Below are 25,215 nucleotides of genomic sequence, written 5' to 3' on the forward strand. Positions count from 1 at the left end.
TGTTCATGTGACCTAATTGAGATCGTCACTGGTCACTTTCGTGTCCGTGCGTGACGGATAGTGGGTGCAGTCAGGCTCGGGTCAAGGGTGAACGCGCAGGGGTGCGCGCCGAAACCACGAGCGCGGACGGCACGGCGGACCCGGTGAGAACCGTTCCGCGATGCCCTCCTCGTTGCAACGTCGAATTCAGGAGGCACACCGATGCGCGGTGCGAGCCAGGCCAAGTGGGTTGTCGCAGCTGTTGCTGTCGCCCTCGCTGCGACTTCGTGCAGCAGCAGCGACTCCTCTGGGGGTAGCTCCGACAGCGCCGCGGTCGACCCCGGGGCCAGCTTCAGCTACCAGAGCGCGGAGCCGCAGCGCCCGCTCCAGCCGGCCAACGCCATGGAGAACCAGGGCGGCCGTATCGTCAAGCAGCTCTTCAAGGGCCTCGTCGACTACGACCCCGCGACCGGTGCCCTGCGCAACCAGGTGGCCGACAAGATCGAGACCACCGACGCCAAGAACTACACCGTGACGCTGAAGTCCGGCTGGACGTTCCACGACGGCACCCCGGTCACCGCCAAGTCCTTCGTGAGCTCCTGGAACTGGTCGGCGAACCCGAAGAACAACCAGATCAACTCGGACTGGTTCTCGGACATCGTCGGCTACGACGCCGTCCACCCGGACAAGGACAAGGGCGACCCGACCGCCACCGAGATGTCCGGCCTGAAGGTCGTCGACGACACTCACTTCACCATCGAACTGACCAGCCCGGTCTCGTACTTCACGTACAAGCTCGGCTACTCGGCCTTCTTCCCGCTGCCGGAGGGCTTCTTCGCCGACCCGGCGGGCTACGGCCAGAAGCCGGTCGGCAACGGCCCGTACAAGTTCGTGTCGTGGGAGCACAACAAGGCCATCACGCTGGCCTCCTTCGACAAGTACACGGGCATCGACAAGCCGAAGAACGGTGGCGTCGTCTTCCGGAACTACACCGCCGGTGAGGCCGCGTACAAGGACCTGATGTCCGACACGCTGGACGTGCTGGACCAGGTCGACCCGACCGACCTGCCGAAGTACAAGGACGACCTGGGCAAGCGCGCGGTCGACCAGGCGCAGGGCGCCATCCAGAACATCGGCTTCGCGCTGTACCAGGGTGACTGGAACACCCCGGGCAAGGAGAAGGTCCGTCAGGGCCTCTCGATGGCGATCGACCGCGAGACCATCACCAAGACCGTGCTGAACGGCAACCGCCTGCCCGCCGACTCGTTCGTGGCGCCCGGCGTCATGGGCTACAAGGCCGGCACCTGCGGCGACGCCTGCAAGTTCAACCCGGAGAAGGCCAAGCAGCTGATCACCGAGGGCGGCGGCGTCCCCGGTGGCAAGATCGGCATCCTGTACAACTCCGACGGCGGCCACAAGGAGTGGGTGGACGCGGTCTGCAACTCGATCCGCCAGAACACCGGCGTCGAGTGCCTCGGTGACCCGAAGCCCGACTTCAAGACCTCGCGTGACATCATCACGAACAAGCAGGTCCAGAGCATGATGCGGACCGGCTGGGTGCAGGACTACCCGCTGAACGCCAACTTCCTGCGCGACGTCTACGGCACCGGTGCCGCGGCCAACGACGGTGGCTACTCCAGCCCCGAGTTCGACGCCCTGTCGAAGCAGGCGGACGCCGCCACCTCGGTCGAGAAGACCGCCGAGCTCTACCAGCAGGCCGAGGCCGTTCTGGCCAAGGACATGCCGGCCATCCCGCTCTGGTACTACAAGACCAGCTCCGGCTACTCCAAGAACGTCCAGAACGTGAAGTTCAACTCCTTCGGCGACCCGGTCTACACCGACGTCGAGGTCAAGAAGAAGAAGTAATCGGTCGGCACCGCCTGACCCGGTGACAACGGCCGGTGCCCGTCCATCCCCACAAGGGCGAGGACTGGCACCGGCCGTTGGCACGCCGACTTATCTCTTGCCGAGTTGACGGGCTCGGCAGGGCCATACATGGAGGCACGATGGGGCGCTTTGTCGCAAGGCGACTGCTCCAGATGATCCCGGTGTTCCTCGGAACGACCGCACTCATCTTTTTCATGGTGCACTTGCTGCCTGGAGACCCGGTGGCAGCACTGTGGGGCGACAAGGCACCGGACCCGGTGCAGCTCGCCGCTCTGAAGCACCAGCAGGGCTTCGACAAGCCGCTGATCCAGCAGTACTTCGACTACATGGGGAAGCTGCTCACCGGTGACTTCGGCACCGGTCTGGACCAGCGCCCGGTCATCGACAAGATCACCGAGGCGCTGCCGGTCACGGTCCGGCTGGCGCTGTTCGCGTTCGCCATCGAGATCGTCCTGGGCATCGGCATCGGCCTGTACTCCGGTCTGCGCCGCGGCAAGATGTTCGACAAGGGCACGCTGGTCCTCACCCTGCTGCTGATCTCGATCCCGGTCCCGGTGCTCGGCTTCATCTTCCAGACGGTCTTCGGGCAGAACCTGAAGTGGGTCACCCCGACCGTCCAGGACAGCAACGACATCACCCAGCTGGTGCTGCCGGCCTTCGTGCTCGGCTCGCTCTCGCTGGCCTACGTCGCGCGTCTCACCCGTACTTCCATAGCCGAGAACATCAAGGCCGACTACGTCCGCACCGCGGTGGCCAAGGGTCTGCCGCGGCGCAAGGTGATCGGCACCCACCTGCTCCGCAACTCGATGATCCCGGTGGTCACCTTCCTCGGTACCGACCTCGGCGCCCTGATGGGCGGTGCGATCGTCACCGAAGGCATCTTCAACGTCCAGGGCGTGGGCCACGCGCTCTACCAAGCGATCAACATGAAGGAGGGCGCGACGGTCTCCGGCTTCGTGGCCTTCCTGGTGATCGTCTACCTGGCCGCCGGCCTGATCGTCGACCTGCTTTACGCGGTCCTGGACCCGAGGATCCGGTATGCCTGACCTGACCGAGAAGAAGACCGCCGGGGACGTCCCGGCCCAGCGCGCCGCGGACGCCCCGGCGCCGAAGCAGGAGAAGGCCCGCAGCCTCGGCTCGGACGCCTGGCACGACCTGCGACGCAGGCCGATCTTCGTGATCTCCGCGCTGCTGATCCTGCTGCTGATCGTCATCGCCATCGCCCCCGGCCTGTTCACCTCGGTGGACCCGCGGGCCGGCGACCTGCGCAACCACTACCTGACGAAGCCGAACTACAGCCACTTCTTCCAGGCGGACTGGTTCGGCTACGACCTCCAGGGCCGCAGCATCTACGCCCGCGTCGTCTACGGCGCCCGCGCCTCGGTCGTGGTCGGCATCTGCGTGACCCTGGGTGTCACCATCCTCGGCGGCCTCGCCGGCATGGTGGCCGGTTACTTCGGGGGCTGGGTCGACACGATCATCTCCCGCGTCACCGACATCTTCTTCGGCATCCCGCTGCTGCTCGGCTCGCTGGTGGTCCTCAACGCGTTCACCACGCGCACCGTCTGGAGCGTGGTCTTCGCGCTGGTCGCCCTGGGCTGGACCCAGATGACCCGTGTCATGCGCGGCTCGGTGATCACGGTCAAGCAGGCCGACTTCGTGACGGCGGCCAAGGCGCTCGGCGCCGGCACCGGCCGGATCATGTTCAAGCACATCCTGCCGAACGCGATCGCCCCGGTGATCGTCGTCGCCACCATCGCGCTCGGCGGCTACATCGCCACCGAGGCGACGCTGAGCTTCCTCGGCATCGGTCTCCAGGACCCGACCATCTCCTGGGGCATCGACATCAACTCGGCCCAGAAGGTGATCCGTACGGCGCCGTTCGCCCTGTTCTTCCCCGCCGGAATGCTGAGCCTTACCGTGCTGGCGTTCATCATGCTCGGCGACGCGGTGCGCGACGCCCTCGACCCGAAGCTCCGCTGAGAGAAGAGGTGACGACCCGATGACCACCGTGATCGAGAACGACCAGAAGAACGACCGTCTCGAAGTTGGCACTCCTCTCCTGGAGGTGAAGGACCTCCACGTGGAGTTCCACACCCGGGACGGCGTGGCCAAGGCCGTGAACGGCGTGAACTACTCCGTCGCGGCCGGCGAGACCCTCGCCGTGCTCGGCGAGTCCGGCTCCGGCAAGTCCGTGACGGCGCAGACCATCATGGGCATCCTGGACATGCCCCCGGGCAAGGTGACCCAGGGCGAGATCCTGTTCCGCGGCCAGGACATGCTCAAGATGAGCAACGAGGAGCGGCGGCGGGTCCGCGGCCGGAAGATCGCGATGATCTTCCAGGACGCGCTCTCCGCGCTGAACCCGGTGCTCAGCGTCGGCTACCAGCTCGGCGAGATGTTCCGGGTGCACCAGGGCGCCTCCCGCAAGGAGGCGAAGGAGAAGGCCATCGAGCTGATGGACCGGGTGCGCATCCCCGCCGCCCGGGAGCGGGTGAACGACTACCCGCACCAGTTCTCCGGCGGCATGCGCCAGCGCATCATGATCGCGATGGCGCTGTCCCTGGAGCCCGACCTGATCATCGCGGACGAGCCCACCACCGCCCTGGACGTCACCGTCCAGGCCCAGGTGATGGACCTGCTGGCCGAGCTCCAGGCCGAGTACAACATGGGCCTGATCCTGATCACCCACGACCTCGGCGTGGTCGCCGACGTCGCGGACAAGATCGCCGTGATGTACGCGGGCCGGATCGTCGAGACCGCCCCGGTGCACGACCTGTACGCGAACCCCGCGCACCCGTACACCAAGGGCCTGCTCCGCTCCATCCCGCGCCTGGACCAGAAGGGCCAGGAGCTCTACGCGATCAAGGGCCTGCCCCCGAACCTGCTCAAGGTTCCCACCGGGTGCGCGTTCAACCCCCGCTGCGACGTCGCCACCGACCTGTGCCGCACGGAGATCCCGGCGCTGCACCACGTGACGGACAAGGACGGCAAGGAGCTCACCGGCCGCCGCAGCGCGTGCCACCTCTGGAAGGAGACCCTCCATGGCTGAGAACATCCTGGAGGTCAAGGACCTGGTCAAGCACTACCCGCTGACCCAGGGCATCCTGTTGAAGAAGCAGGTCGGCGCCGTCAAGGCGGTCGACGGCATCTCCTTCGAGCTCAAGAAGGGCGAGACGCTCGGGATCGTCGGCGAGTCCGGCTGTGGCAAGTCCACGCTGGCCAAGGTGCTGATGAACCTGGAGCGGGCCACCTCCGGCCAGGTGCTCTTCAAGGGCGAGGACATCTCCACGCTCCAGGGGGCGGCCCTGAAGGCCGTCCGGCGGAACATCCAGATGGTGTTCCAGGACCCGTACACCTCGCTCAACCCGCGCATGACGGTCGGCGACATCATCGGCGAGCCGTTCGAGATCCACCCCGAGGTGGCGCCCAAGGGCGACCGCCGCAAGGCCGTCCAGGACCTGCTGGACGTCGTGGGTCTGAACCCGGAGTACATCAACCGGTACCCGCACCAGTTCTCCGGCGGACAGCGCCAGCGCATCGGCATCGCCCGCGGTCTCGCGCTCAAGCCCGAGATCATCATCTGCGACGAGCCGGTGTCCGCGCTGGACGTGTCCGTCCAGGCGCAGGTGATCAACCTGCTGGAGCAGCTCCAGGGCGAGTTCGGCCTCTCCTACATGTTCATCGCGCACGACCTCTCCATCGTCCGGCACATCTCCGACCGCGTCGGCGTGATGTACCTGGGCAAGATGGTCGAGATCGGCTCGGACGAGGAGATCTACGAGAACGCCACCCACCCGTACACCCAGGCGCTGCTCTCCGCGGTGCCGGTGCCGGACCCGGCGGCGCGCGAGTCCCGCGAGCGGATCATCCTCAGCGGGGACATCCCCTCGCCGGCCAACCCGCCGTCCGGCTGCCGCTTCCGCACCCGCTGCTGGAAGGCGGAGGAGCGGTGCGCCGAGGAGGTCCCGCTGCTCGCGGTCCCCTCGCTGCTGGAGGGCCCGGCCGCGCACGAGTCGGCCTGCCACTTCCCCGAGGTCAGGGAGCAGGCCGCGGCCTGATCCCCCCGTACACCCAGGAAGGGCCCGTGGCGTTCGCGCCGCGGGCCCTTCCCGCGTCCGCGGGTCCGGCGCCGCGTCAACTCCGTGACGGGGGCACGGCACCCGTCCGGGTGCACCTGACGCGCGCCGTCGCCGGGCCGCGCTTCTCATGGGGTGTGATGCGACACACACCCCCCTGAGGAGGAACCTCCATGCCCGTAGCCGCCCGTGCTCGTTGGGTCCTCGCCGCTGCGACGTCCGTGGCCCTGGTGGCCACCGGGTGCAGCAACAACGACAGCGGAGGAGGCAGCGGCTCGTCGGACGCCGGCAAGACCTTCAGCTACCAGAGCAACGAGCCGCAGAACCCGCTGCAACCGGCCAACGCGAACGAGGTCGGCGGTGGTCGCATCCTCCAGAACCTCTTCAAGGGGCTGGTCGACTACGACCCGAGCAACGCCAAGATCCGGATGCAGGTCGCCGACAAGATCGACACCAGCGACTCGCAGACCTTCGAGGTCACGCTGAAGGACGGCTGGAAGTTCCACGACGGCACCCCGGTGAACGCCAAGAGCTTCGTCGACGCCTGGAACTGGGGCGCCAACCCCGCCAACAACCAGATCAACAGCTCCTGGTTCTCCGACATCGAGGGCTACCAGGACATCCACCCGGCCACCGGCTCGCCGACCACGGACAAGATGTCCGGGCTGACCGTCACCGACGACCTGCACTTCACCGTCAAGCTGGACCACAAGGTCTCGTACTTCGAGTACAAGCTCGGCTACATCGCCTTCTCGCCGCTGCCCGAGGGCTTCTTCAAGGACCCGGCCGGCTACGGCCAGAAGCCGGTGGGCAACGGCCCCTACCAGTTCGTCAGCTGGTCGCACAACAGCCAGGTGGCCACCAAGGCCTTCCCGGACTACCAGGGCGTGGACAAGCCGAAGAACGGCGGCATCGTCTTCAAGATGTACACCACGTCCGAGGCCGCCTACGCCGACCTCCAGTCCAACAACCTGGACGTGATGGACCAGGTGCCGCCGTCCGCGCTGGCCACCTACAAGAACGACCTCGGCGACCGCGCGGTGGACGAGCCGCAGGGTGCCATCCAGAACATCGGCTTCACCCTCTACCAGGCCGACTGGTCCTCGCCGGACAAGGCCAAGGTGCGCCAGGGCCTGTCGATGGCGATCGACCGCGACACCATCACCAAGACCGTGCTCCAGGGCTCCCGCAAGCCCGCCACCGCCTGGGTGGCGGAGGGCGTCCAGGGCTACAAGGACGGCACCTGCGGCGAGTTCTGCACGTTCGACCCGGCCAAGGCCAAGCAGCTGATCCAGGAGGGCGGCGGCGCTCCCGGCAACAAGCTGCTGATCACCTACAACGCGGACGGCGGCCACAAGGAGTGGGTCGACGCGGTCTGCAACTCGATCAGGCAGAACACCGGCGTCGACTGCCTGGGTGACCCGAAGCCCGACTTCAAGACCGCGCGGGCGGCGATCACCGGGCACACGCTCAACGGCGCCTTCCGCACCGGCTGGGTGCAGGACTATCCGCTGAACGCCAACTTCCTGGCCGACGTGTACCGCACCGGCGCCGCGTCCAACGACTTCGGCTACAGCAGCCCGCAGTTCGACGAGGCCGCCACCAAGGCCGACGAGGCGGCCAGCGTCGCCGACACGGTCACCGGCTACCAGCAGGCCGAGGCGGTGCTGCCGAGCGGGATGCCCGCCATCCCGCTCTGGTACTACCGCACCAACTCGGGCTACTCCTCCAAGGTGCAGAACGTGAAGTTCGACTCCTTCGGGAACCCGGCCTGGACCCAGGTCGAGGTCAAGGGCTGAGCCCCTGGCCCGGCCCCCGAACCGGCGCGCCGGCCCCGCCCTCCCCGCACGGAGGGCGGGGCGCGGTCTCTCGGACGACCGCACCGGTCGGCCGGGCAATCCAGGACACCTAGGAAGGAGGCTCGGATGGGCAGTTACGTGCTGCGACGGGTGCTACAGATGATCCCGGTGTTCTTCGGCACCACGCTGCTGATCTTCCTGATGGTCTACACGCTGCCGGGGGACCCGGTGTCGGCACTGTTCGGCGAGAAGGCCGCCGACCCGGCCGTGGTGGCCAGCATCAAGCACACGTACTACCTGGACCAGCCGCTCTGGAAGCAGTACCTGCACTACATGGGGAACCTCTTCCAGGGGGACTTCGGCACCAGCTTCACCGGCCGGCCGGTCTCCGACATCATGGCGGACGCCTTCCCGGTCACCATCCGGCTGGCCCTGCTGGCCTTCGTCTTCGAGCTGGTCGCCGGCCTCGCCCTCGGCCTGGTCTCCGGCCTGCGGCGCGGCAGCGTCGCGGACACCGCGGTGCTCATCATGACCCTGGTGGTGATCTCGATCCCGGTCTTCGTGCTCGCCTACATCGCGCAGACGGTGTTCGCCACCAACCTGGGCTGGGTCACCCCGACGGTGCAGGACAGCTACGACCTCACCCAGCTGGTGCTGCCGGCGGTCGTCCTGGGCTCGCTCTCGCTCGCGTACGTCGCCCGGCTCACCCGGACGTCGATCGGCGAGAACCTGCGCGCCGACTACATGCGCACCGCGGTCGCCAAGGGCCTGCCCCGGCGGACCGTCATCTCCCGCCACCTGCTGCGCAACTCGCTGATCCCGGTGGTGACCTTCCTCGGCACCGACCTCGGCGCGCTGATGGGCGGGGCGATCGTCACCGAGGGCATCTTCAACGTGCAGGGCATCGGCAACGTCCTGTACCGGGCGATCAACCAGAAGGAGGGCCCCACCGTGGTCGGCATCGTGACCGTCCTGGTGATCGTCTACCTGGTCGCCAGCCTGCTCGTCGACCTGCTCTACGCGGTCCTGGACCCGAGGATCCGCTATGCCTGACATCCACGACGAGGACTCGTACGAGCCGCATCCCAAGCCGGGCGTCTCACGCCTCGACTACGCGGGAGAGCAGGGCATGGCGGTCGAGCAGGAGACTCTGGTCGAGCGCGACGCGGAGAAGCGCGAGGAGGCCCGCAGTCTGTGGGGCGACGCCTGGCGGGACCTGCGCCGGCGGCCGATCTTCCTGATCTCGGCGGTGCTGATCCTGCTGCTGGTGGTGATGGCGGTCTTCCCCTGGGCGTTCACCGACGCGGACCCGCGCAAGGCCGACCTGGTGAACGACTACCTCAGGCGGCCGGACTGGGGCGACGTCTTCGGGACCGGCTGGTTCGGCTACGACGCCCAGGGCCGGTCCATCTTCGCCCGGGTGGTGTACGGGGCCCGGGCCTCGATCACCGTCGGCATCTTCGTGACCGCCGCCGTCACCGTGGTCGGCGGGCTGACCGGGATGGTCGCCGGCTACTTCGGCGGCTGGATCGACGCGGTGATCTCCCGGATCACCGACATCTTCTTCGGCATCCCGCTGCTGCTCGGCGCGCTGGTGCTGCTGAACGCGTTCGCCACCCGCACGGTGTGGAGCGTGGTCATCGCGCTGGGCGTGCTCGGCTGGACCCAGATCGCCCGCGTGATGCGCGGGGCGGTGCTGACCGTGAAGCAGTCCGACTACGTGGTGGCCGGCCGGGCGCTCGGCGCCGGGACCGGGAGGCTGATGTTCCGGCACATCCTGCCGAACGCGATCGCCCCGGTGATCGTGGTGGCGACGATCGCGCTCGGCGGCTACATCGCCACCGAGGCGACACTGAGCTTCCTCGGCATCGGTCTCCAGGACCCGACCATCTCCTGGGGCATCGACATCTCCTCCGCCCAGAAGGTGATCAGGACCGCGCCGTACGTGCTGTTCTTCCCGGCCGTGGCGCTCTCGATCACCGTGCTGGCCTTCATCATGCTGGGCGACGCGGTGCGCGACGCCCTCGATCCGAAGCTTCGCTGAGCGAGGGGAGCGCATCGTGAGTACAGCGGTGGACACCACCGGGAGCCGGCGGGAGGCGCCGTACCAGGGCCCGCTGCTCGACGTCCGGGACCTGCACGTCGAGTTCGTCACCAGGGACGGCGTCGCCAGGGCCGTGAACGGCGTCAACTACAGCGTCAGTGCCGGGGAGACGCTGGCGGTGCTGGGCGAGTCCGGCTCCGGCAAGTCGGTGACGGCGCAGGCGATCATGGGCATCCTGGACATGCCGCCGGCCCGGATCCCGCGGGGCGAGATCCGCTTCCGGGGCCAGGACATGCTCACGATGGGCAAGGACGAGCGGCGGCGGATCCGCGGCCAGAAGATCGCGATGATCTTCCAGGACGCGCTGTCGGCGCTGAACCCGGTGCTCAGCGTGGGCTACCAGCTCGGGGAGATGTTCCGGGCGCACCGTGGGGTCTCCCGCAAGGAGGCGAAGGAGAAGGCCGTCGAGCTGATGGAGCGGGTGCGCATCCCGGCGGCCCGGGAGCGGGTGAACGACTATCCGCACCAGTTCTCCGGGGGCATGCGCCAGCGGATCATGATCGCGATGGCGCTGGCCCTGGAGCCGGACCTGATCATCGCGGACGAGCCCACCACGGCCCTGGACGTGACGGTGCAGGCCCAGGTGATGGACCTGCTGGCCGAGTTGCAGGCCGAGTACAACATGGGGCTGATCCTGATCACCCACGACCTGGGCGTGGTGGCGGACGTCGCGGACAAGATCGCGGTGATGTACGCGGGCCGGATCGTCGAGACCGCGCCGGTGCACGAGCTGTACGCCCGGCCCGCGCACCCGTACACCAGGGGCCTGCTGGACTCGATCCCCCGGCTGGACCAGAAGGGCCAGGAGCTCTACGCGATCAAGGGCCTGCCGCCCAACCTGCTGCGCATCCCCAGGGGTTGCGCCTTCAACCCGCGCTGCCCACGGGCCCAGGACGTCTGCCGGACCGAGGTGCCGGAGCTGTTCCCGGTCACCGAGGAGGACGGGACGCCACTGGAGGGGCGCGGCAGCGCCTGCTTCTTCTGGAAGGAGACCCTCCATGACCGTTGACGGGGCCAGCGCACTGGGCGCGGCGCTGCCGGAGGAGGTCGCCTTCGAACAGCCGGTGCGGCGCGGCGAACCGATCCTCGAAGTCCGGGACCTGGTCAAGCACTTCCCGCTGACCAAGGGCGTCCTCCTCAAACGGCAGGTCGGCGCGGTCAAGGCGGTCGACGGCGTCAGCTTCGACCTGATGCAGGGCGAGACGCTCGGCGTCGTCGGCGAGTCCGGCTGCGGGAAGTCCACGCTGGCCAAGGTGCTGATGAACCTGGAGCCGGCCACCGAAGGGTCCGTCCGCTACAAGGGGGAGGAGATCTCCAGGCTCTCCGGGGCGGCCCTGAAGGCCGTCCGGCGGAACATCCAGATGGTGTTCCAGGACCCGTACACCTCGCTCAACCCGCGCATGACGGTCGGCGACATCATCGGCGAGCCGTTCGAGATCCACCCCGAGGTGGCGCCAAAGGGCGACCGCCGCAAGGCCGTCCAGGACCTGCTGGACGTGGTCGGGCTCAACCCCGAGTACATCAACCGCTATCCGCACCAGTTCTCCGGCGGACAGCGCCAGCGCATCGGGATCGCCCGGGGGTTGGCGCTCAAGCCCGAGATCATCATCTGCGACGAGCCGGTGTCCGCGCTGGACGTGTCCGTCCAGGCGCAGGTGATCAACCTGCTGGAGCAGCTCCAGGGCGAGTTCAACCTGTCGTACATGTTCATCGCGCACGACCTCTCGATCGTCCGGCACATCTCGGACCGGGTCGGGGTGATGTACCTGGGCAAGATGGTCGAGATCGGCAGCGACGCGGAGATCTACGACCACGCGACCCACCCGTACACCCAGGCGCTGCTCTCCGCGGTGCCGGTGCCGGATCCGACGGCGCGGGAGACCCGGGACCGGATCGTGCTCACCGGCGACGTGCCCTCGCCGGCCAACCCGCCGTCCGGCTGCCGCTTCCGCACCCGCTGCTGGAAGGCGCAGCAGCGCTGCGAGGTCGAGGTGCCGCTGCTGGCTCCGCCGTCCTGGCTGGGCGGGGCGGCGCGGCACGACTCGGCGTGTCACTTCGCGGCGGAGCGCGAGATCGGGCAGAGCGCGGCGGAGCGCGACGGCGGGCAGGACGCCCCGGAGCGCGACGGCGGGCAGGACGCCCCGGAGCGGGACGGCGGGCAGGGCTCCGACTGAGCGGTCCACTACCAGGGCGCGTCCTCGCAGGTGAGGGCGCGCCCTGTTCCGTGACGGAAAAGAGATCTGCCGCAGGCTCGCCAAGTGCGGTCCGTTCCTTGATAGTTGCTCTGCGCCCATCGGTGGACGCCGCTGCGCTGAGGAGGGCTGCCCACATGGACGCGGTGGAGGTGATCGGCGGCGGTCGGGAGAGCCTGGAGCCCGGGACGCCGCTGCTGGAGGTCGACGACCTGCACGTGGAGTTCCACACCCGGGACGGCGTCGCCAGGGCCGTCAACGGGGTGAGCTACTCGGTCGCGGCCGGGGAGACCCTGGCGGTACTGGGGGAGTCGGGCTCCGGCAAGTCGGTGACGGCGCAGGCGGTGATGGGCATCCTGGACATCCCGCCGGGTCGGATCACCTCGGGACGGATCCTGTACCGCGGCGAGGACCTGCTGACCATGAGCACCAACGCCAGGCGCTCGGTGCGGGGCCGGCACATCGCGATGATCTTCCAGGACGCGCTGTCGGCGCTGAACCCGGTGCTCAGCGTGGGCTACCAGCTCGGGGAGATGTTCCGGGCGCACCGCGGGGCCTCGCGCAAGGAGGCGAAGGAGAAGGCCGTCGAGCTGATGGAGCGGGTGCGCATCCCGGCGGCCCGGGAGCGGGTGAACGACTTCCCGCACCAGTTCTCCGGGGGCATGCGCCAGCGGATCATGATCGCGATGGCGCTGGCCCTGGAGCCGGACCTGATCATCGCGGACGAGCCCACCACCGCTCTGGACGTCACCGTCCAGGCCCAGGTGATGGACCTGCTGGCCGAGTTGCAGGCCGAGTTCAACATGGGGCTGATCCTGATCACCCACGACCTCGGTGTGGTGGCGGACGTCGCGGACAAGATCGCGGTGATGTACGCGGGCCGGATCGTCGAGACCGCCCCGGTGCGTGAGCTGTACGCCCGGCCCGCGCACCCGTACACCAGGGGCCTGCTGGACTCGATCCCCCGGCTGGACCAGAAGGGCCGGAACCTGCACGCCATCAAGGGCCTGCCGCCGAGCCTGCTGCGGATCCCGGAGGGCTGCGCCTTCAACCCCCGCTGCGACCGGGCGCAGGACCGCTGCCGGGCCGAACTCCCGCCGCTGGTGCCGGTGACGAGCGAGTACGGAGCGGAGCTGGCGGGCCGCCGCAGCGCCTGCCACTACTGGCGCGAGACACTGCACGGCTGAGGCCCGCTACCGGCCGGCGGGGTGCCCTATTTCACGAAGCCGACGTTCTCCCAGACGATGTCGGACAGGCCCTGGGCGCCGATGTTGGCGAGGTCGGCGCGGGCCCCGTACAGCTGCGGGCGCTGGTAGAGCGGCAGGACGCCGGCCACCTTCCACAGCTCGCCGTCGGCCTGGTTGATCGCCTCGGAGACGGCGGCCGCCTCGGTCGCGGAGGCGGCCCGGTCGAGCGCGGCGTCCACCGCGGGGCTGCCCGTGCCGGTCTGGTTGGTGCCGCCGCTCTGGACGAAGTTGGCGCGGTTGCCGCTGGCCGGGAAGGGGGTGCCGAGCAGCGAGTAGGCGGCGATGTCGAAGTCGTGGCGGTTCACGTACTTGTCGAAGAACTCGTTGGCGGGGGCGGTCACGGTGGTGACCTTGATGCCGACGTCCTTGAGCATCCTGGTGGTGTCGGCGGCCTCGGTCTGGGCCGGGGTGACGCCGGCCGGGATGACCATCCGCAGGTTCAGCTCGCGGCCGTCCTTCTTCCGTACGTCGCCGTCCAGCTTCCAGCCGGCCGAGTCCAGCTTGCGGGCCGCCTCGGCCGGGTCGTAGCGGGCCAGGCCCAGGGAGTTGTCGCGGTAGCCGTTCTGGTTGGTGACCAGCAGGTGGTTGTTGAGCGGGACGGCGGGCCAGTCCAGGCCGCTGAGGTCGGCGCGGATCACCACGTCCCGGTTGATCGCCTGGAAGACGGCCTGGCGCACGGTCGCGTCGCCGAGCGCGGGGGTGCGGGCGTTCAGGGTGAACTGGCGGAAGTCCGGGCCGCCGGCCCGGCGCACCACGGCGCCCCTGGTGTTCTTGATGACCTGGTAACCGGCCACGTCGGGGCCGTTGTTGACGAGGTCGAGCCGGCCCTCGGCGAAGGCGGCGGGCATCGCGTCGGGCAGCATCGCGTGGAAGACGATCCGGTCCAGCACCGGCTTGTCGCCCCACCAGGAGGGGTCGGCGACCAGGGTGACGCTCTGGCCGGCCCGGTCCAGCTGCTCGACCTTGAAGGGGCCCGCGGTGACCGGGATGGTGTCCAGGTAGGCGGTGTTGAACAGGTCGGGGGTGGAGATCCGGGAGGCCGGCAGCAGCGGGGCGTTGCCGGCGCTGTTGAACATCGACTGCCACTCGGAGAACGGGCGGTCGAAGGTCATCACGGCCTGGAAGTCGTCCTTGCCGCGCTCGACCCCGGAGACCAGCTCGAAGCCGGTGCTGCTGGAGGACCGGTAGGCCGGGTCCTTCCCGTTCAGGGCGCGCCAGTTGGCCTCGATGTCGCGCCAGGTGATCGGGGTGCCGTCGGACCAGTGGGCCTTCGGGTTGAGGGTCCAGGTGACCACCTGCCGGCCGTCCCTGACCTCGGCGTGCGCCTCCTGGAGGTAGGCCGGGTTGGGGGTCTGGGTGCCGGCCGCGTCCGAGCGGAAGAAGGTCGGCAGCAGCGGCTTGCTGACCGCGATGGTCGAGGACTCGCCGCCGTCGGTGTGGATCGGCGACCACTGCCGGGAGAACTGGGCGATCGCCAGGTTCAGGGTGCCGCCCTGGCGCAGCTCGGCCCGGTCGTGGGGGTTGATGTCGATCGAGGTGAGCTTGGGCGACGCGGGGGCGGACGCCAGGGCGCCGGAGCCCTGCCCCGAGGTGCAGGAGCAGAGCGCGAGGGAGAGGGTGAGGGCGGTGAGACCGGCGAGCAGGGCCGTCCCGTGGTGCTGGAGGCGGCGGCGCATCGGCGTGTTCCCCGGGGTGGATGTGACGGATGGTGTGGCGTCACATCTTGCTGACCGGGAGGGGCGTTGTCGAGGGGGGTGCCGGGGGCACTGCCGAGGGGCGGGCCCGGGATGCGGGCCCGCCCCCCGTCGGCGCGGGTTCGTCGGACGCGAGGGCGTCCGACGCGAACGGGTCAGATCGCGAACTTGAAGGTGCGGTCCTTGTCGCTGGTCTTGTCGAGCACCGAGGTGATGCCGTCGGCGACGTCCTGCGGGGTGATCGCGGCGACCTGGCCGTTCTTCTTGACCTTCACCTTGTCGAACACGTTGCCCAGCTGGCCGGAGAGCGCGTCGAGGTCCCACTTGGGCGCGATCTTGCCGGAGGCGTCCGGAACGAGGGTGAGCACCTTGGCGGCGGTCTTCGGGCCGAAGTCCCAGGACTTGGTGCCGGCCACGACGTGCACCTTGCCGACGGCCACCTGCTTGCCGAGAGTGTCAGCGGCGCCCTGGAGGGCCTGGGTGGAGATCTTCGGCTGGGCGGCCGTGACGGCGAGGGCGATCGGCTGCTCGGGCTTGCCGTCGGCGCGGTCGCGGTAGGCCTGCGCGATCACGTCCAGGGCGCTCGCCGAGTCCACCGCCTGGCCGGCCCGGCCGGGGACGACGATCGGCTCGCCGTTCTCGCCGAACTTGACGTAGCCCTCCTGGAGGCCCTGGCCGGAGCCGGCCGCGAGCGTGTCGAGGGCGGCCTTCAGCTTGGCCTTGTCGACCTTGACCTCGGGGGCGACGGTCTTGGTGCCGCCCTTGAGCGACTTGAAGACGTCCAGCGGGTTGTAGCTGTGCCGGGCCAGGCCGTCCACGGTGGCGGTGGTGTCGAAGCTCAGGCCGGCGACCGTCGGGTCCAGGTCCACGGACTGGTCGCCGATCTTCAGCTTGAGCGGCTGCTGGCCGGCCTTGCCGACCGACTCGTCCAGCTGGTGGATCGCCTGGTCGCGGCTGCTGCCGCCGATCTCGGCGCCGAGCACCACGGTGCCCTTGGGGACGTCCGACTGGTTGAGCATCAGGCCGGTGCCGTACGCGGCGGCACCGAGGAACAGCGCCGCGCAGACGCCGTAGACGCCCAGCTTGACCAGCTTCTTGCCGGCGCCGCCCTTCTTGGCCTTGGCGGGAGCGGCGGGCTCGGCCTTCGCCTTCGCGGGGGCAGGAGCGGGGGAGGCGGCGGCCTCGGCGTCCGCGGACCCCTCGGGCCGGGGGCCGGCGGCCGGGGTCGGCAGCGGGGTGAACTCGGTGGCCTCCGGGTCGCGGCCGGTCTGCCGCGGACCACCGGGCTGCGGGGCGGCGCCCGGCGCGCCGGGGAAGAGGGCGCCGGGGCCCGCCGGGGCGGCGAGGCCGTCCTGGCCGGCGGCGGCCTGGCGCTGGGCGGCGAACGGGTCGGTGCCGGTCGGGGCCGAGGCGAACAGGCCCGGCTGCGGACGGCCGTCGGCGCCGTGCGGGGCGCCGTTCTGCGGCAGGCCGGATATCCCGGCGGGCGGCGGGGTGTTGTCGCGGATCGGCGCGAAGCCGTCGACCGAGGTGTCCTCGGGGCCCGGCCCGGCCTGCGGTGCGGGCGCCGGGTGGCCGTTCGGCTGGAAGCCGTTCTGCCGGGGACGGCCGCCGTGTGCCCCGGCGTCCGGGGCGGCGGTGCCGAACGGGTCGGCAGTGCCGAACGGGTCGGCAGTGCCGAACGGGTCGGTGACCGGCGCGAAGGGGTCGGCGGCCTCGTACACGCCGGGCTCCTCCACTGGGGCCTCGGCGTGGAACGGCGCGGCGGGTGCGGCCGGCTGCGGCTGCTTGCCCTGGGCGGGCACCGGACGGCCGTTCGGGGCACCGTTGGCGCGGGCGGTCTGACGGGCAGCCTGCGGGCGCGGCTCGGCGACGGCATCCAGCCCGGCCGCGGCCTCTGCCGTCGCGGGGGCGGCTGCCGACACGGCGACCGGGGCGGGCTCGGCCGCCGGGGCCTTCTTCTGGCGGGGCCGGAACCACGCGCCGGTGGACTCCGACTCGGAGGTCGCCGGCGGGATCGGCGGGATCTGCCACTCCGGCGGCAGGTTCGGCGGGGCGGCCGGGCGGCCGCCGCCGTCCATCACGCCGAGGACGGGCGAGGCCGGCGCGGAGCGGTGCCGCGCGGCGCCCGGATCGGGTGCGGCGGCCGGGGCGTCATCGCCCGGGCCGTCCTCGTTCTTGACGGTGCTGCGGACGACGACCGGCGGGATCGGACGCGAGCCGGGGATGTTGATCCGGACCCGGGTGGTCAGGGTGGTCTCGGTCTTCGGACCGTCGTCCTCGCCGCCCGACGCGGCGCCCTGGCCGGCGCCGGCCGCGGTTCGGTCGCCGCCGGGGAGCCCCGGTGTGCCGTAGGGCGGGGTGCCCGACGGGTAGGCGTCCGGACCCGTGCGCCGGGGCGTCGGGTGGGCGTTGTCAGATTCGCGGCTGCTCAATGCTGCTCTGCTCCGGGTTCGCGGGCGGGCCGTGCGGCGCGACCGCGGTTCGTGGTCGCCGGGCCTTGACTGGGGCGGGCGGCGGTCGGGTACGGCGTTCTGCGGGACCACCATACTGGGAAGAACTGAGCGGCGAACGGCTTCGGACAGATCCGGATACGTCCGGTTCCTCCGGTATGAGAGTAAGGCCGTACGCTCCTGACTGCGCGTCGTACGAGGTACCGTACGCCGTGCACGACCCGGGTCAGCGCGGGGGGCCGGGCACCCCGGGGAACCAGCTGGTGCGGGTGGGCAGGGTGGCGCAGATCACGCCCAGCACCGAGCCTGCGAACAGCCAGGCCAGCGAGGTGGCGTTGGACCACAGCACGTTGTCGCCCTCGGGCCGGGGCACGATCAGCAGCAGCATCGCCAGGAACCAGCCGGCCGCGGGCACACCCGCGCCGAGCCGGGTGCCGGTGATCCGCAGACCGCCGTAGAAGGTGCCGGCGGTCGCGCCGAGCGCCAGCAGGACTCCGACCGGCGGCCACAGGGCCTGCACAAAGGATCCGCAGACCGACACCGCGACGCCCAGCAGGAAGAGCAGCGGGTAGGCCGCGATCCGGGCGGCGCGCGGGGGCTGGGGCTCGGCCAGCCGCTCCTCGCGGGTGCCGAGGACGGCGGCGGGGAACGGGCGGCGCGGCGGCTGGGGGGCGGGCTTGCTCATCGGGCGCCCTCCTCGGCGTGCGAGCCGTGCGAGGCATCGGAGGCTTCCGGAGCGAGGCCCGCGAACAGGTCGTCCTCCGGCTCGCCGGGCCCGGCCTGGCCGCGCACCAACTGGTAGTACTCGGTGGCGAGCAGCGGCTGGCCGAGGTGGTTGGAGAGCGCGAAGGACGCGCCGTCCACGGTGATCTGGGTGGCGTGCGCGGTCAGCGCGGCGGCCTTGCGGTCCGCGTACGCGGTGCCGTCCAGCACGGTGGTGACCACCGCGTCCTCGACCACTCCGGGGACGTCGGCGGGCCGGGCGACGCCGGGGAAGGACGCCTCGGCGGCGGTCCCGGCGAGCCCGGCCTCGATCACCGTGCGGGGCATCCGGTTCCAGTACACCTTGGCGATCCGCCAGGCCGGGCCCAGCTCCGGACGGTGCGCCGGGTCGGCGGCCAGCTCGTGCGCGCGCATCGCGACCCGGTGCGCCTGGATGTGGTCCGGGTGCCCGTAGCCGCCCTCGTCGTCGTACGTGACCAGCACCTGCGGCCGCACCTCGCGGATCACCGCGACCAGGTGGCCGGCCGCCTCCTCGACGTCCGCCCGCCAGAAGCAGCCGGGCACGTCGTTCTCGGGCACGCCCATCATCCCGGAGTCGCGGTAGCGCCCCGGGCCGCCGAGGAAGCGGAAGTCGGTGACGCCGAGGGCGCGCATCGCCTCGGCCAGCTCGCCGATCCGGTACGCGCCGAGGGTGTCTTCCCGATCGGCCGTCAGGTGGGCCAGCTCCGGCGGGATCACCTCGCCGCCCTCGCCGAGGGTGCAGGTCACCAGCGTGACCCGGGCGCCCTCGGCGGCGTACCGGGCCATGGTGGCGCCGTTGCCGATCGACTCGTCGTCGGGGTGCGCGTGGACCAGGAGGAGGCGGCGGCCGGTAGTCGCGGTCATGGGAGGAAGCCTAGGGCCTGTCGCCGCACTCCCGTCGTCCGCCTGGAGGGTGGGCGGGGCGGTGTTGGGGTGCGTGCATCGCAAGGCGGAGGAGGGAGTCCGTGCGGAGCATTGGCGACCGACGACAACGCGGCGAGGTGCGTGCCCTGGGGGTACCTCCCGGCCGAAGGCTGGGGGAGCGTCGCCCCGCAGACGGGAGTGTGGCGACAGGCCCTGGACCACCGGGCCGCGGGGGTCAGAGCCTCAGGCCGTTGATCATTCCGGCGAGGTTGCTGGTGACCTGGCTGATCGACGGGGCGATCGAGCTGGAGGCCAGGTAGAAGCCGAGCAGCGCGCAGACGATCGCGTGTGCCAGCTTCAGGCCGGAGCGGCGGATCAGCACCACCACGATGACCAGCATCAGCACGGCGGCGGAGATGTTCATGGCCATGTCGGCTCACACCCCTTCTCGGGCGCGCCGCTCCCCGGAGGGCGGCGCGGGACGGTGCGGGACTGGGGGCTGCGGGTGGCCGCGGTCCGGGACGGGACGGGGCCGACGGTCACTCGCCGGACAAGTCATACCCGATGAGTAAGGGGAGCATCACATTCAGTGAGGCCATGCGGGTCGGGCGGCGCGGCGTCCGGGCGGCGCGTGGGCCGGTCGGAGGCGGTTTCGACCTCTTTGGGGCGTACTTGGCGATGATGCTCCGAACGAGTGATCAACATGCTCCCGGGGGCGGTGGTCCGGCGTCATAGGGTCTGGTGCCATGACCTCCCACACCTCTGCCGACACCTTCCCGCGGCAGTACGCGCGGACCCTGCGCTACACCGTCGGCGCGCCCCGTTCCTTCTCCGTCGCGCCGGACGGCTCGCGGGTCGTCTTCCTCCGCTCGCGGTCGGGCCGTGACCGCGCCAACCTGCTCTGGACCCTCGACACCGCGACCGGCGAGGAGCGGGTCGTCGCCGACCCGGCGACGCTGCTCGGCGGCGGCGAGGAGGACCTCTCGCCGGCCGAGAAGGCCCGCCGCGAGCGCAGCCGTGAGGGCTCGGCCGGCATCGTCGGCTACGCCCTGGACGCGGCCGGCACCCTGGCCGCCTTCGCCCTCTCCGGCCGCCTGTTCACCGCGGACACGGTCACCGGCGCCACCGCCGAACTGCCCGCCGAGGGGCCGCTGCTGGACCCGTGCCCGTCCCCGGACGGCTCGTGCGTCGCGTACGCCAACACCGCCGGCGAGCTGCGGCTGACCCGTACCGACGGCAGCGGCGACCGGGTGCTCGCCGAGCCGGACGGGCCGAACGTCACCTGGGGCCAGGCCGAGTTCATCGCCCAGGAGGAGATGGACCGCGACCGCGGCTTCTGGTGGTCCCCCGAGGGCGACCGGCTGCTGGTCGAGCGCGCCGACGACAGCCCGGTGGGCCGCTGGTGGATCGCCGACCCGGCGAACCCGGACCGCGAGCCCGCCGAGGTCGCCTACCCGAAGGCCGGCGCCGCCAACGCCGAGGTCGGGCTCTGGCTGCTCGACCTGCACGGCGGGCGCACCGAGGTGGTCTGGGACCGCGGGGCCCACCCGTACCTGGGCCGGGTGCACTGGTCGAAGGGCGGCGTCCCGCTGCTGCTGGTCCAGACCCGTGACCAGCGCGGCCAGCGGATCCTCGGCCTGGACGTGGCCACCGGCGCCACCGAGGTGCTGCACGAGGAGAAGGACGGCACCTGGCTGGAGCTGTTCCCCGGCTCGCCGGCCTGGACCCCGGACGGCAAGCTGGTCCGGATCTCCGACACCGAGGAGGTGCGCGAAGCGCCTCAGAAGGGTGGTGGCGGGCGACGGGAGGGCGTGCGGGCGCTGGTGATCGGCGGGCGCGCCGTGACCGGGGCCGACCTGCACGTCCGCTCGGTCGTCGCGGTCACCGAGGACGAGGTGTTCTTCAGCGCCTCCGGCGGCACCGAGGAGACCGACCCCGAGCCCGGCTGGGTCGCCGTCGGCCGGATCAGCCACGACGGCACGCGGCTGAGCTGGGAGTCCTCCAACGGACGGCCGTTCACCTCCGTCACCAGCGCGGTGCACGGCGGCGGGATCACCGTCCGGGCCACCGCCGAGCCCGACCTGCCCGGCACCCTGGTCCAGGTCGCCAGGGACCTGCCCGAGGGCCTGGCGGTCGACGACGTCGCCACCGTCGCCTCGTACGCCGAGACCCCGGTCATCACGGCCCGTCCGGTCTTCCGCTTCGCCGGCGAGCGCCGCATCCCGGCCGCCGTCTTCCTGCCCACCGGCTACGACCGCGAGCGGGACGGCCTGCTGCCCGTCCTGATGGACCCGTACGGCGGCCCCGGAGGCCAGCGCGTCTACCAGGCGCACAACCCGCACCTGCAGTCGCAGTGGTTCGCCGACCAGGGCTTCGCCGTGATCGTCGCCGACGGGCGCGGCACCCCGGGCCGCGGGCCGGCCTGGGAGAAGTCGATCGCCTTCGACTTCGCCGGGGCCACCCTGGACGACCAGGTGGCGGCGCTGCAGGCGCTCGCCGGGGAGTTCCCGCTGGACCTCGACCGGGTCGCCATCCGCGGCTGGTCGTACGGCGGCTACCTCGCCGCGCTCGCCGTGCTGCGCCGCCCGGACGTCTTCCACACGGCGGTGGCCGGGGCTCCGGTGACCGACTGGGAGCTGTACGACACCCACTACACCGAGCGCTACCTGGGCGACCCGGCCGAGCGCCCCGAGGTGTACGCCGCGAACTCGCTGAGCGGGTACGCGGCCGGGCTGGAGCGCCCGCTGATGATCATCCACGGGCTGGCCGACGACAACGTGGTGGCCGCGCACACCCTGCGGCTGTCCTCGGCGCTGCTCGCCGCCGGGCGCCCGCACACCGTGCTGCCGCTGTCCGGGGTCACCCACATGACCCCGCAGGAGGAGGTCGCGGAGAACCTGCTGCTGCTCCAGGTCGACTTCGTGAAGCGCTCGCTGGGGATCTGAGCGGCGGAAGGCTCCGGCGGCCGGGCCGTCGGGCCGGGCCGGCCCCACGGCCCGACCACCGTCCCTGACCGGCGGCTCCGGCGGCCGGTGCCCGTGATGCGGGTACCGGCCGCCGGCATGACATCCGTCATGCCGAGGGCACGACGGCGGACACTGCCGCCGCGACCCGCCCGCGCGGGACTCTGAGGTGGTGCGAACAGCACCGGCTGTGACACCACAGGCGTGACACCATCAGAGACAGGAGCCGGGCGATGGATACCGGGGTGGCCGCATTCCGCGGCGTGGGCAAGAGCTACGGGCGGGTGCGCGCCGTGGACGGGCTGGACCTCGTGCTGAGGCCGGGCGAGACCGTCGCCCTGCTCGGGCCGAACGGCGCCGGCAAGTCCACCAGCCTGGACCTGCTGCTCGGCCTGCGCGCCCCCGACCAGGGCAGCGTGACCCTGTTCGGCGGCACCCCGCGGGCGGCGATCGAGGCCGGCCGGGTCGGCGCGATGCTGCAGAGCGGCGGGCTGATGTCCGACGTCAAGGTGCGCGAGCTGGTCCGGCTCGCCTGCGACGTGCATCCGACCGGCCGGCCGGTCACGGAGGTGCTGGCCGACGCGGGGATCACGGAGATCGCCGACCGCCGGGTCGACAAGCTGTCCGGCGGCCAGGAGCAGCGGGTCCGCTTCGCCCTGGCGATCGCCGGCGACAGCGACCTGATCGTGCTCGACGAGCCCACCACCGGCATGGACGTCAGCGTCCGGCAGGCGTTCTGGGCGAGCATGCGGGCCCAGGCCGACGCCGGGCGCACGGTGCTGTTCGCCACCCACTACCTGGAGGAGGCCGACTCGATCGCCGACCGCGTCCTGGTGCTGCACCGGGGCCGGCTGATCGCCGACGGCAGCTCCGCGGAGATCAAGGCGCGGGCCGGGGCGCGCCGGATCGCCTTCGAACTCCACGACGCGGACGGGCGGCCCTTCGACGAGGGGGTGCTGCGCGCCCTGCCGGCCGTGCAGTCGCTGGACGTCACCGCCCGCGTCCCCGGGGTGCGGACGGTACGGATCAGGACCGCGGACGCCGACGCGAGCGTGGCCGGGCTCTACCGGGCGGGCCTGTACCCGCGCGGACTGGAGGTCACCGGCCTGGGTCTGGAACAGGCCTTCCTGACCATCACGGGAGAGCTGGACCGCGAGGACGACGCCGAGAAGGAGAGCGTGCGATGACCACCCTGATCAAGCTGGAGATCCTGCGGACCCTCCGCAACCGGCGCTACCTGCTCTTCACCATCGCCTACCCGGCGCTGATGTACTTCTTCTTCATCCACGCCTACGACACCACCAAGCTCGCCGGCGGCCTGCCGGTGAAGACGTACTTCATGGTCTCGATGGCCACCTTCGGCGCGGTCGGCGCGGTGCTGACCGGCAGCGCGCAGCGGATCTCGCTGGAGCGCAAGAGCGGCTGGGTGCGCCAGCTGCGGCTGACCGCGCTGCCCGGCCGGGCGTACACCTTCGGCAAGATCGCGGCGAGCGCGGTGACCACGCTGCCGGCGATCGCCGTGGTCTTCGCGGTCGGCGCGAGCCAGGGCGTCTCGCTCACCGCGGCGCAGTGGGCCGGACTGGCGGCGGCGCTCTGGCTGGGCAGCTTCGTCTTCGCGGCGCTCGGCGTGGCGCTCGGGTACGCGGCGGCGCCGGACGCGGTGCAGAGCATCGTGATGATCACCTACATGGCGATGGCGCTGCTCGGCGGCACCTGGTTCCCGGTGAGCGGCTCGATGGAGAAGTTCGCCCGGTTCAACCCGGTGTACCTGTACAACAAGCTGGCCACCTTCACCCAGCCCGGGCACTCCCTGGACACCGTCGCGGTCGCCGGGCTGGCCGCCTTCCTCGTGGTGTTCGCCACCGCCGCGGCGGCGCTGTACCGCCGTGACACCCGCCAGGCATGATGACCGGCATGAGTGACGCGCGCCAGGCCCACCGTTCCGACGAGCCGTCGGAGGCGGGCGTGGCGCGCGCCTCCTTCATGAACGTGCCCGGCTCCCCGGTGGAGAGCAGGCGACAGCTGCTGGTCAAGGTCGCCTGGATGATGCTGTGGATGCTCTACCTGGCCTACCCGGCGGGCGACCTGCTGAACGGCGGCCACAGCACGGCCGGGACGGTGCTCGGCTGGTGCTGCCTGGGCGGGTTCATGATCGCCTACGTCCTGCTGGTGATCTTCCGCTCGCAGGCCGGGATGCGGCCGCGGGCCTGCCTGGTGATCGTCACGACGATGGTCGGGCTCGCCGTCGCCGCCTCGGTCGTCCTCGGCGCCGCGTTCCTGACGCTGTTCATCTACGCCTCGGTGTGCGTCGCGATCATCACGCCGGTCCGGCACGCGCTGCGCGCGATGGTCGCCATGGCGGTGCTCACCGCCGCCGTCGGGACGGGCATCGGGGCCGGCGTCGACAACGTCTCGACCTTCGCGCTCAGCGCCTTCCTCTCCGGCGTCGCGATGACCGGTCTGCAACGGCTGGTCGCCACCATGAAGGAACTGCGCGAGGCCAGGGCCACGGTCGCGCACCTGGCCGCCTCCGAGGAGCGGCTGCGGCTGGCCCGCGACCTGCACGACCTGCTCGGGCACTCGCTGTCGCTGATCACCCTGAAGAGCGAGCTGGCCGGGCGGTTCATGGACGCCGGCAAGGACGAGGCCGCGCGGGCGCAGGTCGCCGAGATCGAGCAGGTCGCCCGGCAGTCGCTGATCGACGTCCGGGAGGCGGTGACCGGCTTCCGCCGGCCGACCCTCCAGGTCGAACTGGCCGCCGCCGGTACCGCGCTGGCCGCCGCGCAGGTCCGGCTGGAGGCCGCCCCGCGGCTGGTGGACAGCTGGCCGTCGCTGGCCGACGAGGAGGCGGGCGCCCTGGCCTGGGCGCTGCGCGAGGCCGTCACCAACGTGGTCCGGCACGGCGAGGGCGCCACCGTCTGCACGGTGACGGCGGACGTGAGCTGGGAGACGAGCGGCGAGCGCTACGCCGTCCTGGAGATCACCGACGACGGGCGGGGGCCCGGCAAGTCCCAGCCGGGCAACGGCCTGTCCGGGCTGGAGGAACGGCTGGCGCTGGTCGGCGGACGGCTGGAGACCGGGCCGGGGGAGCGCGGGAGGGGCTTCAGGCTGCGGGCCTCGGTGCCGCTGCGGACGGTCTCCGCGGCCGCTCCGCAGCCCCACCAGGGCGTCCACTAGGCCCGTCGGGCGGACCTGTCCGGAGTCCGCCCG

The 25,215-nt window shown here is 71.1% G+C and carries 19 protein-coding genes and 1 pseudogene; 15 read left to right on the forward strand and 5 right to left on the reverse strand.

Going from position 1 to position 25,215, the window contains the following annotated elements; genetic code table 11:
- The first annotated feature begins 201 nt into the window (after positions 1-201).
- From ACZ7C5_RS14615 to ACZ7C5_RS14665, 11 genes are all read left to right on the forward strand, one after another.
- Positions 202-1,845: a peptide ABC transporter substrate-binding protein gene (locus tag ACZ7C5_RS14615; protein ID WP_188296647.1), complete on the forward strand. Its 1,644-nt coding sequence runs from the start codon at positions 202-204 to the stop codon at positions 1,843-1,845.
- Positions 1,846-1,985: 140 nt separating this feature from the next.
- The gene (locus ACZ7C5_RS14620) at positions 1,986-2,912 is read left to right on the forward strand and encodes an ABC transporter permease (RefSeq protein ID WP_401083239.1); all 927 of its coding nucleotides are present in this window, start codon (positions 1,986-1,988) and stop codon (positions 2,910-2,912) included.
- On the forward strand, positions 2,905-3,849 hold the full coding sequence (locus ACZ7C5_RS14625) for an ABC transporter permease (RefSeq protein WP_188296645.1): 945 nt from the start codon (positions 2,905-2,907) through the stop codon (positions 3,847-3,849). Before ACZ7C5_RS14620 ends, ACZ7C5_RS14625 begins: the two co-directional genes overlap by 8 nt.
- A gap of 19 nt (positions 3,850-3,868) precedes the next feature.
- Complete coding sequence (locus ACZ7C5_RS14630) at positions 3,869-4,918, forward strand: ABC transporter ATP-binding protein (protein WP_401083241.1); 1,050 nt, start codon at positions 3,869-3,871, stop codon at positions 4,916-4,918.
- Positions 4,911-5,927 (forward strand): ABC transporter ATP-binding protein, encoded by a 1,017-nt coding sequence (locus ACZ7C5_RS14635; RefSeq protein ID WP_401083243.1) that lies wholly within the window; start codon positions 4,911-4,913, stop codon positions 5,925-5,927. The genes ACZ7C5_RS14630 and ACZ7C5_RS14635 overlap by 8 nt, the downstream gene beginning before the upstream one ends.
- Positions 5,928-6,118: 191 nt before the next feature.
- On the forward strand, positions 6,119-7,744 hold the full coding sequence (locus ACZ7C5_RS14640) for a peptide ABC transporter substrate-binding protein (RefSeq protein WP_401083245.1): 1,626 nt from the start codon (positions 6,119-6,121) through the stop codon (positions 7,742-7,744).
- 126 nt (positions 7,745-7,870) lie between these two features.
- Positions 7,871-8,797: an ABC transporter permease gene (locus tag ACZ7C5_RS14645; protein ID WP_401083247.1), complete on the forward strand. Its 927-nt coding sequence runs from the start codon at positions 7,871-7,873 to the stop codon at positions 8,795-8,797.
- A gap of 76 nt (positions 8,798-8,873) precedes the next feature.
- On the forward strand, positions 8,874-9,788 hold the full coding sequence (locus ACZ7C5_RS14650; RefSeq protein ID WP_470322780.1) for an ABC transporter permease: 915 nt from the start codon (positions 8,874-8,876) through the stop codon (positions 9,786-9,788).
- Between the two features lie 16 nt (positions 9,789-9,804).
- Positions 9,805-10,857: an ABC transporter ATP-binding protein gene (locus ACZ7C5_RS14655; protein ID WP_470322696.1), complete on the forward strand. Its 1,053-nt coding sequence runs from the start codon at positions 9,805-9,807 to the stop codon at positions 10,855-10,857.
- Complete coding sequence (locus ACZ7C5_RS14660; RefSeq protein WP_401083250.1) at positions 10,847-12,022, forward strand: ABC transporter ATP-binding protein; 1,176 nt, start codon at positions 10,847-10,849, stop codon at positions 12,020-12,022. The genes ACZ7C5_RS14655 and ACZ7C5_RS14660 overlap by 11 nt, the downstream gene beginning before the upstream one ends.
- Before the next feature lie 155 nt (positions 12,023-12,177).
- A complete protein-coding gene (locus ACZ7C5_RS14665; protein WP_470322697.1) occupies positions 12,178-13,227 on the forward strand; it encodes an ABC transporter ATP-binding protein in 1,050 nt (349 codons plus the stop codon).
- Positions 13,228-13,253: 26 nt separating this feature from the next.
- On the opposite strand, the gene ACZ7C5_RS14670 is transcribed toward ACZ7C5_RS14665, so the two are convergent.
- From ACZ7C5_RS14670 to ACZ7C5_RS14690, 5 genes are all read right to left on the reverse strand, one after another.
- Positions 13,254-14,963 (reverse strand): ABC transporter family substrate-binding protein, encoded by a 1,710-nt coding sequence (locus ACZ7C5_RS14670; RefSeq protein WP_401083254.1) that lies wholly within the window; start codon positions 14,961-14,963, stop codon positions 13,254-13,256.
- A 173-nt stretch (positions 14,964-15,136) separates the two neighbouring features.
- Positions 15,137-17,416: a peptidoglycan binding domain-containing protein gene (locus ACZ7C5_RS14675; protein WP_470322698.1), complete on the reverse strand. Its 2,280-nt coding sequence runs from the start codon at positions 17,414-17,416 to the stop codon at positions 15,137-15,139.
- 244 nt (positions 17,417-17,660) lie between these two features.
- Positions 17,661-18,119: a DUF6113 family protein gene (locus tag ACZ7C5_RS14680; protein WP_401083258.1), complete on the reverse strand. Its 459-nt coding sequence runs from the start codon at positions 18,117-18,119 to the stop codon at positions 17,661-17,663.
- Positions 18,116-19,042, reverse strand: coding sequence for an N-acetyl-1-D-myo-inositol-2-amino-2-deoxy-alpha-D-glucopyranoside deacetylase (mshB, locus tag ACZ7C5_RS14685; RefSeq protein WP_470322699.1), 927 nt, complete (start codon positions 19,040-19,042; stop codon positions 18,116-18,118). The genes ACZ7C5_RS14680 and mshB overlap by 4 nt, the downstream gene beginning before the upstream one ends.
- A gap of 235 nt (positions 19,043-19,277) precedes the next feature.
- Positions 19,278-19,472: a DUF2304 family protein gene (locus tag ACZ7C5_RS14690; RefSeq protein ID WP_188296382.1), complete on the reverse strand. Its 195-nt coding sequence runs from the start codon at positions 19,470-19,472 to the stop codon at positions 19,278-19,280.
- A 316-nt stretch (positions 19,473-19,788) separates the two neighbouring features.
- Between ACZ7C5_RS14690 and ACZ7C5_RS14695 the strand changes: the two genes are divergently transcribed.
- The 4 genes and pseudogenes from ACZ7C5_RS14695 (at position 19,789) to ACZ7C5_RS14710 (ending at position 25,182) form a co-directional block, all read left to right on the forward strand.
- Positions 19,789-21,987 carry a S9 family peptidase gene (locus ACZ7C5_RS14695; protein ID WP_470322700.1) on the forward strand — a complete coding sequence of 733 codons (2,199 nt, stop codon included), beginning with the start codon at positions 19,789-19,791 and terminating at the stop codon, positions 21,985-21,987.
- 308 nt (positions 21,988-22,295) lie between these two features.
- A pseudogene (locus tag ACZ7C5_RS14700) lies at positions 22,296-23,192 on the forward strand (ABC transporter ATP-binding protein); the annotation flags it as partial.
- Complete coding sequence (locus tag ACZ7C5_RS14705; protein ID WP_401083266.1) at positions 23,189-23,911, forward strand: ABC transporter permease; 723 nt, start codon at positions 23,189-23,191, stop codon at positions 23,909-23,911. The pseudogene ACZ7C5_RS14700 and the gene ACZ7C5_RS14705, both read left to right, overlap by 4 nt.
- A gap of 8 nt (positions 23,912-23,919) precedes the next feature.
- Positions 23,920-25,182: a sensor histidine kinase gene (locus ACZ7C5_RS14710; RefSeq protein ID WP_401083268.1), complete on the forward strand. Its 1,263-nt coding sequence runs from the start codon at positions 23,920-23,922 to the stop codon at positions 25,180-25,182.
- The last annotated feature ends 33 nt before the right edge of the window (positions 25,183-25,215 follow it).

Source organism: Kitasatospora sp. NPDC036993 (genome assembly GCF_055607525.1).

Excerpts from the sequence above, each read along its gene's own strand:
- ACZ7C5_RS14615 (WP_188296647.1), top strand. The coding sequence starts at position 202 with ATGCGCGGTGCGAGCCAGGCCAAGTGGGTTGTCGCAGCTGTTGCTGTC.
- ACZ7C5_RS14620 (WP_401083239.1), top strand. The coding sequence starts at position 1,986 with ATGGGGCGCTTTGTCGCAAGGCGACTGCTCCAGATGATCCCGGTGTTC.
- ACZ7C5_RS14625 (WP_188296645.1), top strand. The coding sequence starts at position 2,905 with ATGCCTGACCTGACCGAGAAGAAGACCGCCGGGGACGTCCCGGCCCAG.
- ACZ7C5_RS14630 (WP_401083241.1), top strand. The coding sequence starts at position 3,869 with ATGACCACCGTGATCGAGAACGACCAGAAGAACGACCGTCTCGAAGTT.
- ACZ7C5_RS14635 (WP_401083243.1), top strand. The coding sequence starts at position 4,911 with ATGGCTGAGAACATCCTGGAGGTCAAGGACCTGGTCAAGCACTACCCG.
- ACZ7C5_RS14640 (WP_401083245.1), top strand. The coding sequence starts at position 6,119 with ATGCCCGTAGCCGCCCGTGCTCGTTGGGTCCTCGCCGCTGCGACGTCC.
- ACZ7C5_RS14645 (WP_401083247.1), top strand. The coding sequence starts at position 7,871 with ATGGGCAGTTACGTGCTGCGACGGGTGCTACAGATGATCCCGGTGTTC.
- ACZ7C5_RS14650 (WP_470322780.1), top strand. The coding sequence starts at position 8,874 with ATGGCGGTCGAGCAGGAGACTCTGGTCGAGCGCGACGCGGAGAAGCGC.
- ACZ7C5_RS14660 (WP_401083250.1), top strand. The coding sequence starts at position 10,847 with ATGACCGTTGACGGGGCCAGCGCACTGGGCGCGGCGCTGCCGGAGGAG.
- ACZ7C5_RS14665 (WP_470322697.1), top strand. The coding sequence starts at position 12,178 with ATGGACGCGGTGGAGGTGATCGGCGGCGGTCGGGAGAGCCTGGAGCCC.
- ACZ7C5_RS14670 (WP_401083254.1), bottom strand. The coding sequence starts at position 14,963 with ATGCGCCGCCGCCTCCAGCACCACGGGACGGCCCTGCTCGCCGGTCTC.
- ACZ7C5_RS14680 (WP_401083258.1), bottom strand. The coding sequence starts at position 18,119 with ATGAGCAAGCCCGCCCCCCAGCCGCCGCGCCGCCCGTTCCCCGCCGCC.
- mshB (WP_470322699.1), bottom strand. The coding sequence starts at position 19,042 with ATGACCGCGACTACCGGCCGCCGCCTCCTCCTGGTCCACGCGCACCCC.
- ACZ7C5_RS14690 (WP_188296382.1), bottom strand. The coding sequence starts at position 19,472 with ATGGCCATGAACATCTCCGCCGCCGTGCTGATGCTGGTCATCGTGGTG.
- ACZ7C5_RS14695 (WP_470322700.1), top strand. The coding sequence starts at position 19,789 with ATGACCTCCCACACCTCTGCCGACACCTTCCCGCGGCAGTACGCGCGG.
- ACZ7C5_RS14705 (WP_401083266.1), top strand. The coding sequence starts at position 23,189 with ATGACCACCCTGATCAAGCTGGAGATCCTGCGGACCCTCCGCAACCGG.
- ACZ7C5_RS14710 (WP_401083268.1), top strand. The coding sequence starts at position 23,920 with ATGAGTGACGCGCGCCAGGCCCACCGTTCCGACGAGCCGTCGGAGGCG.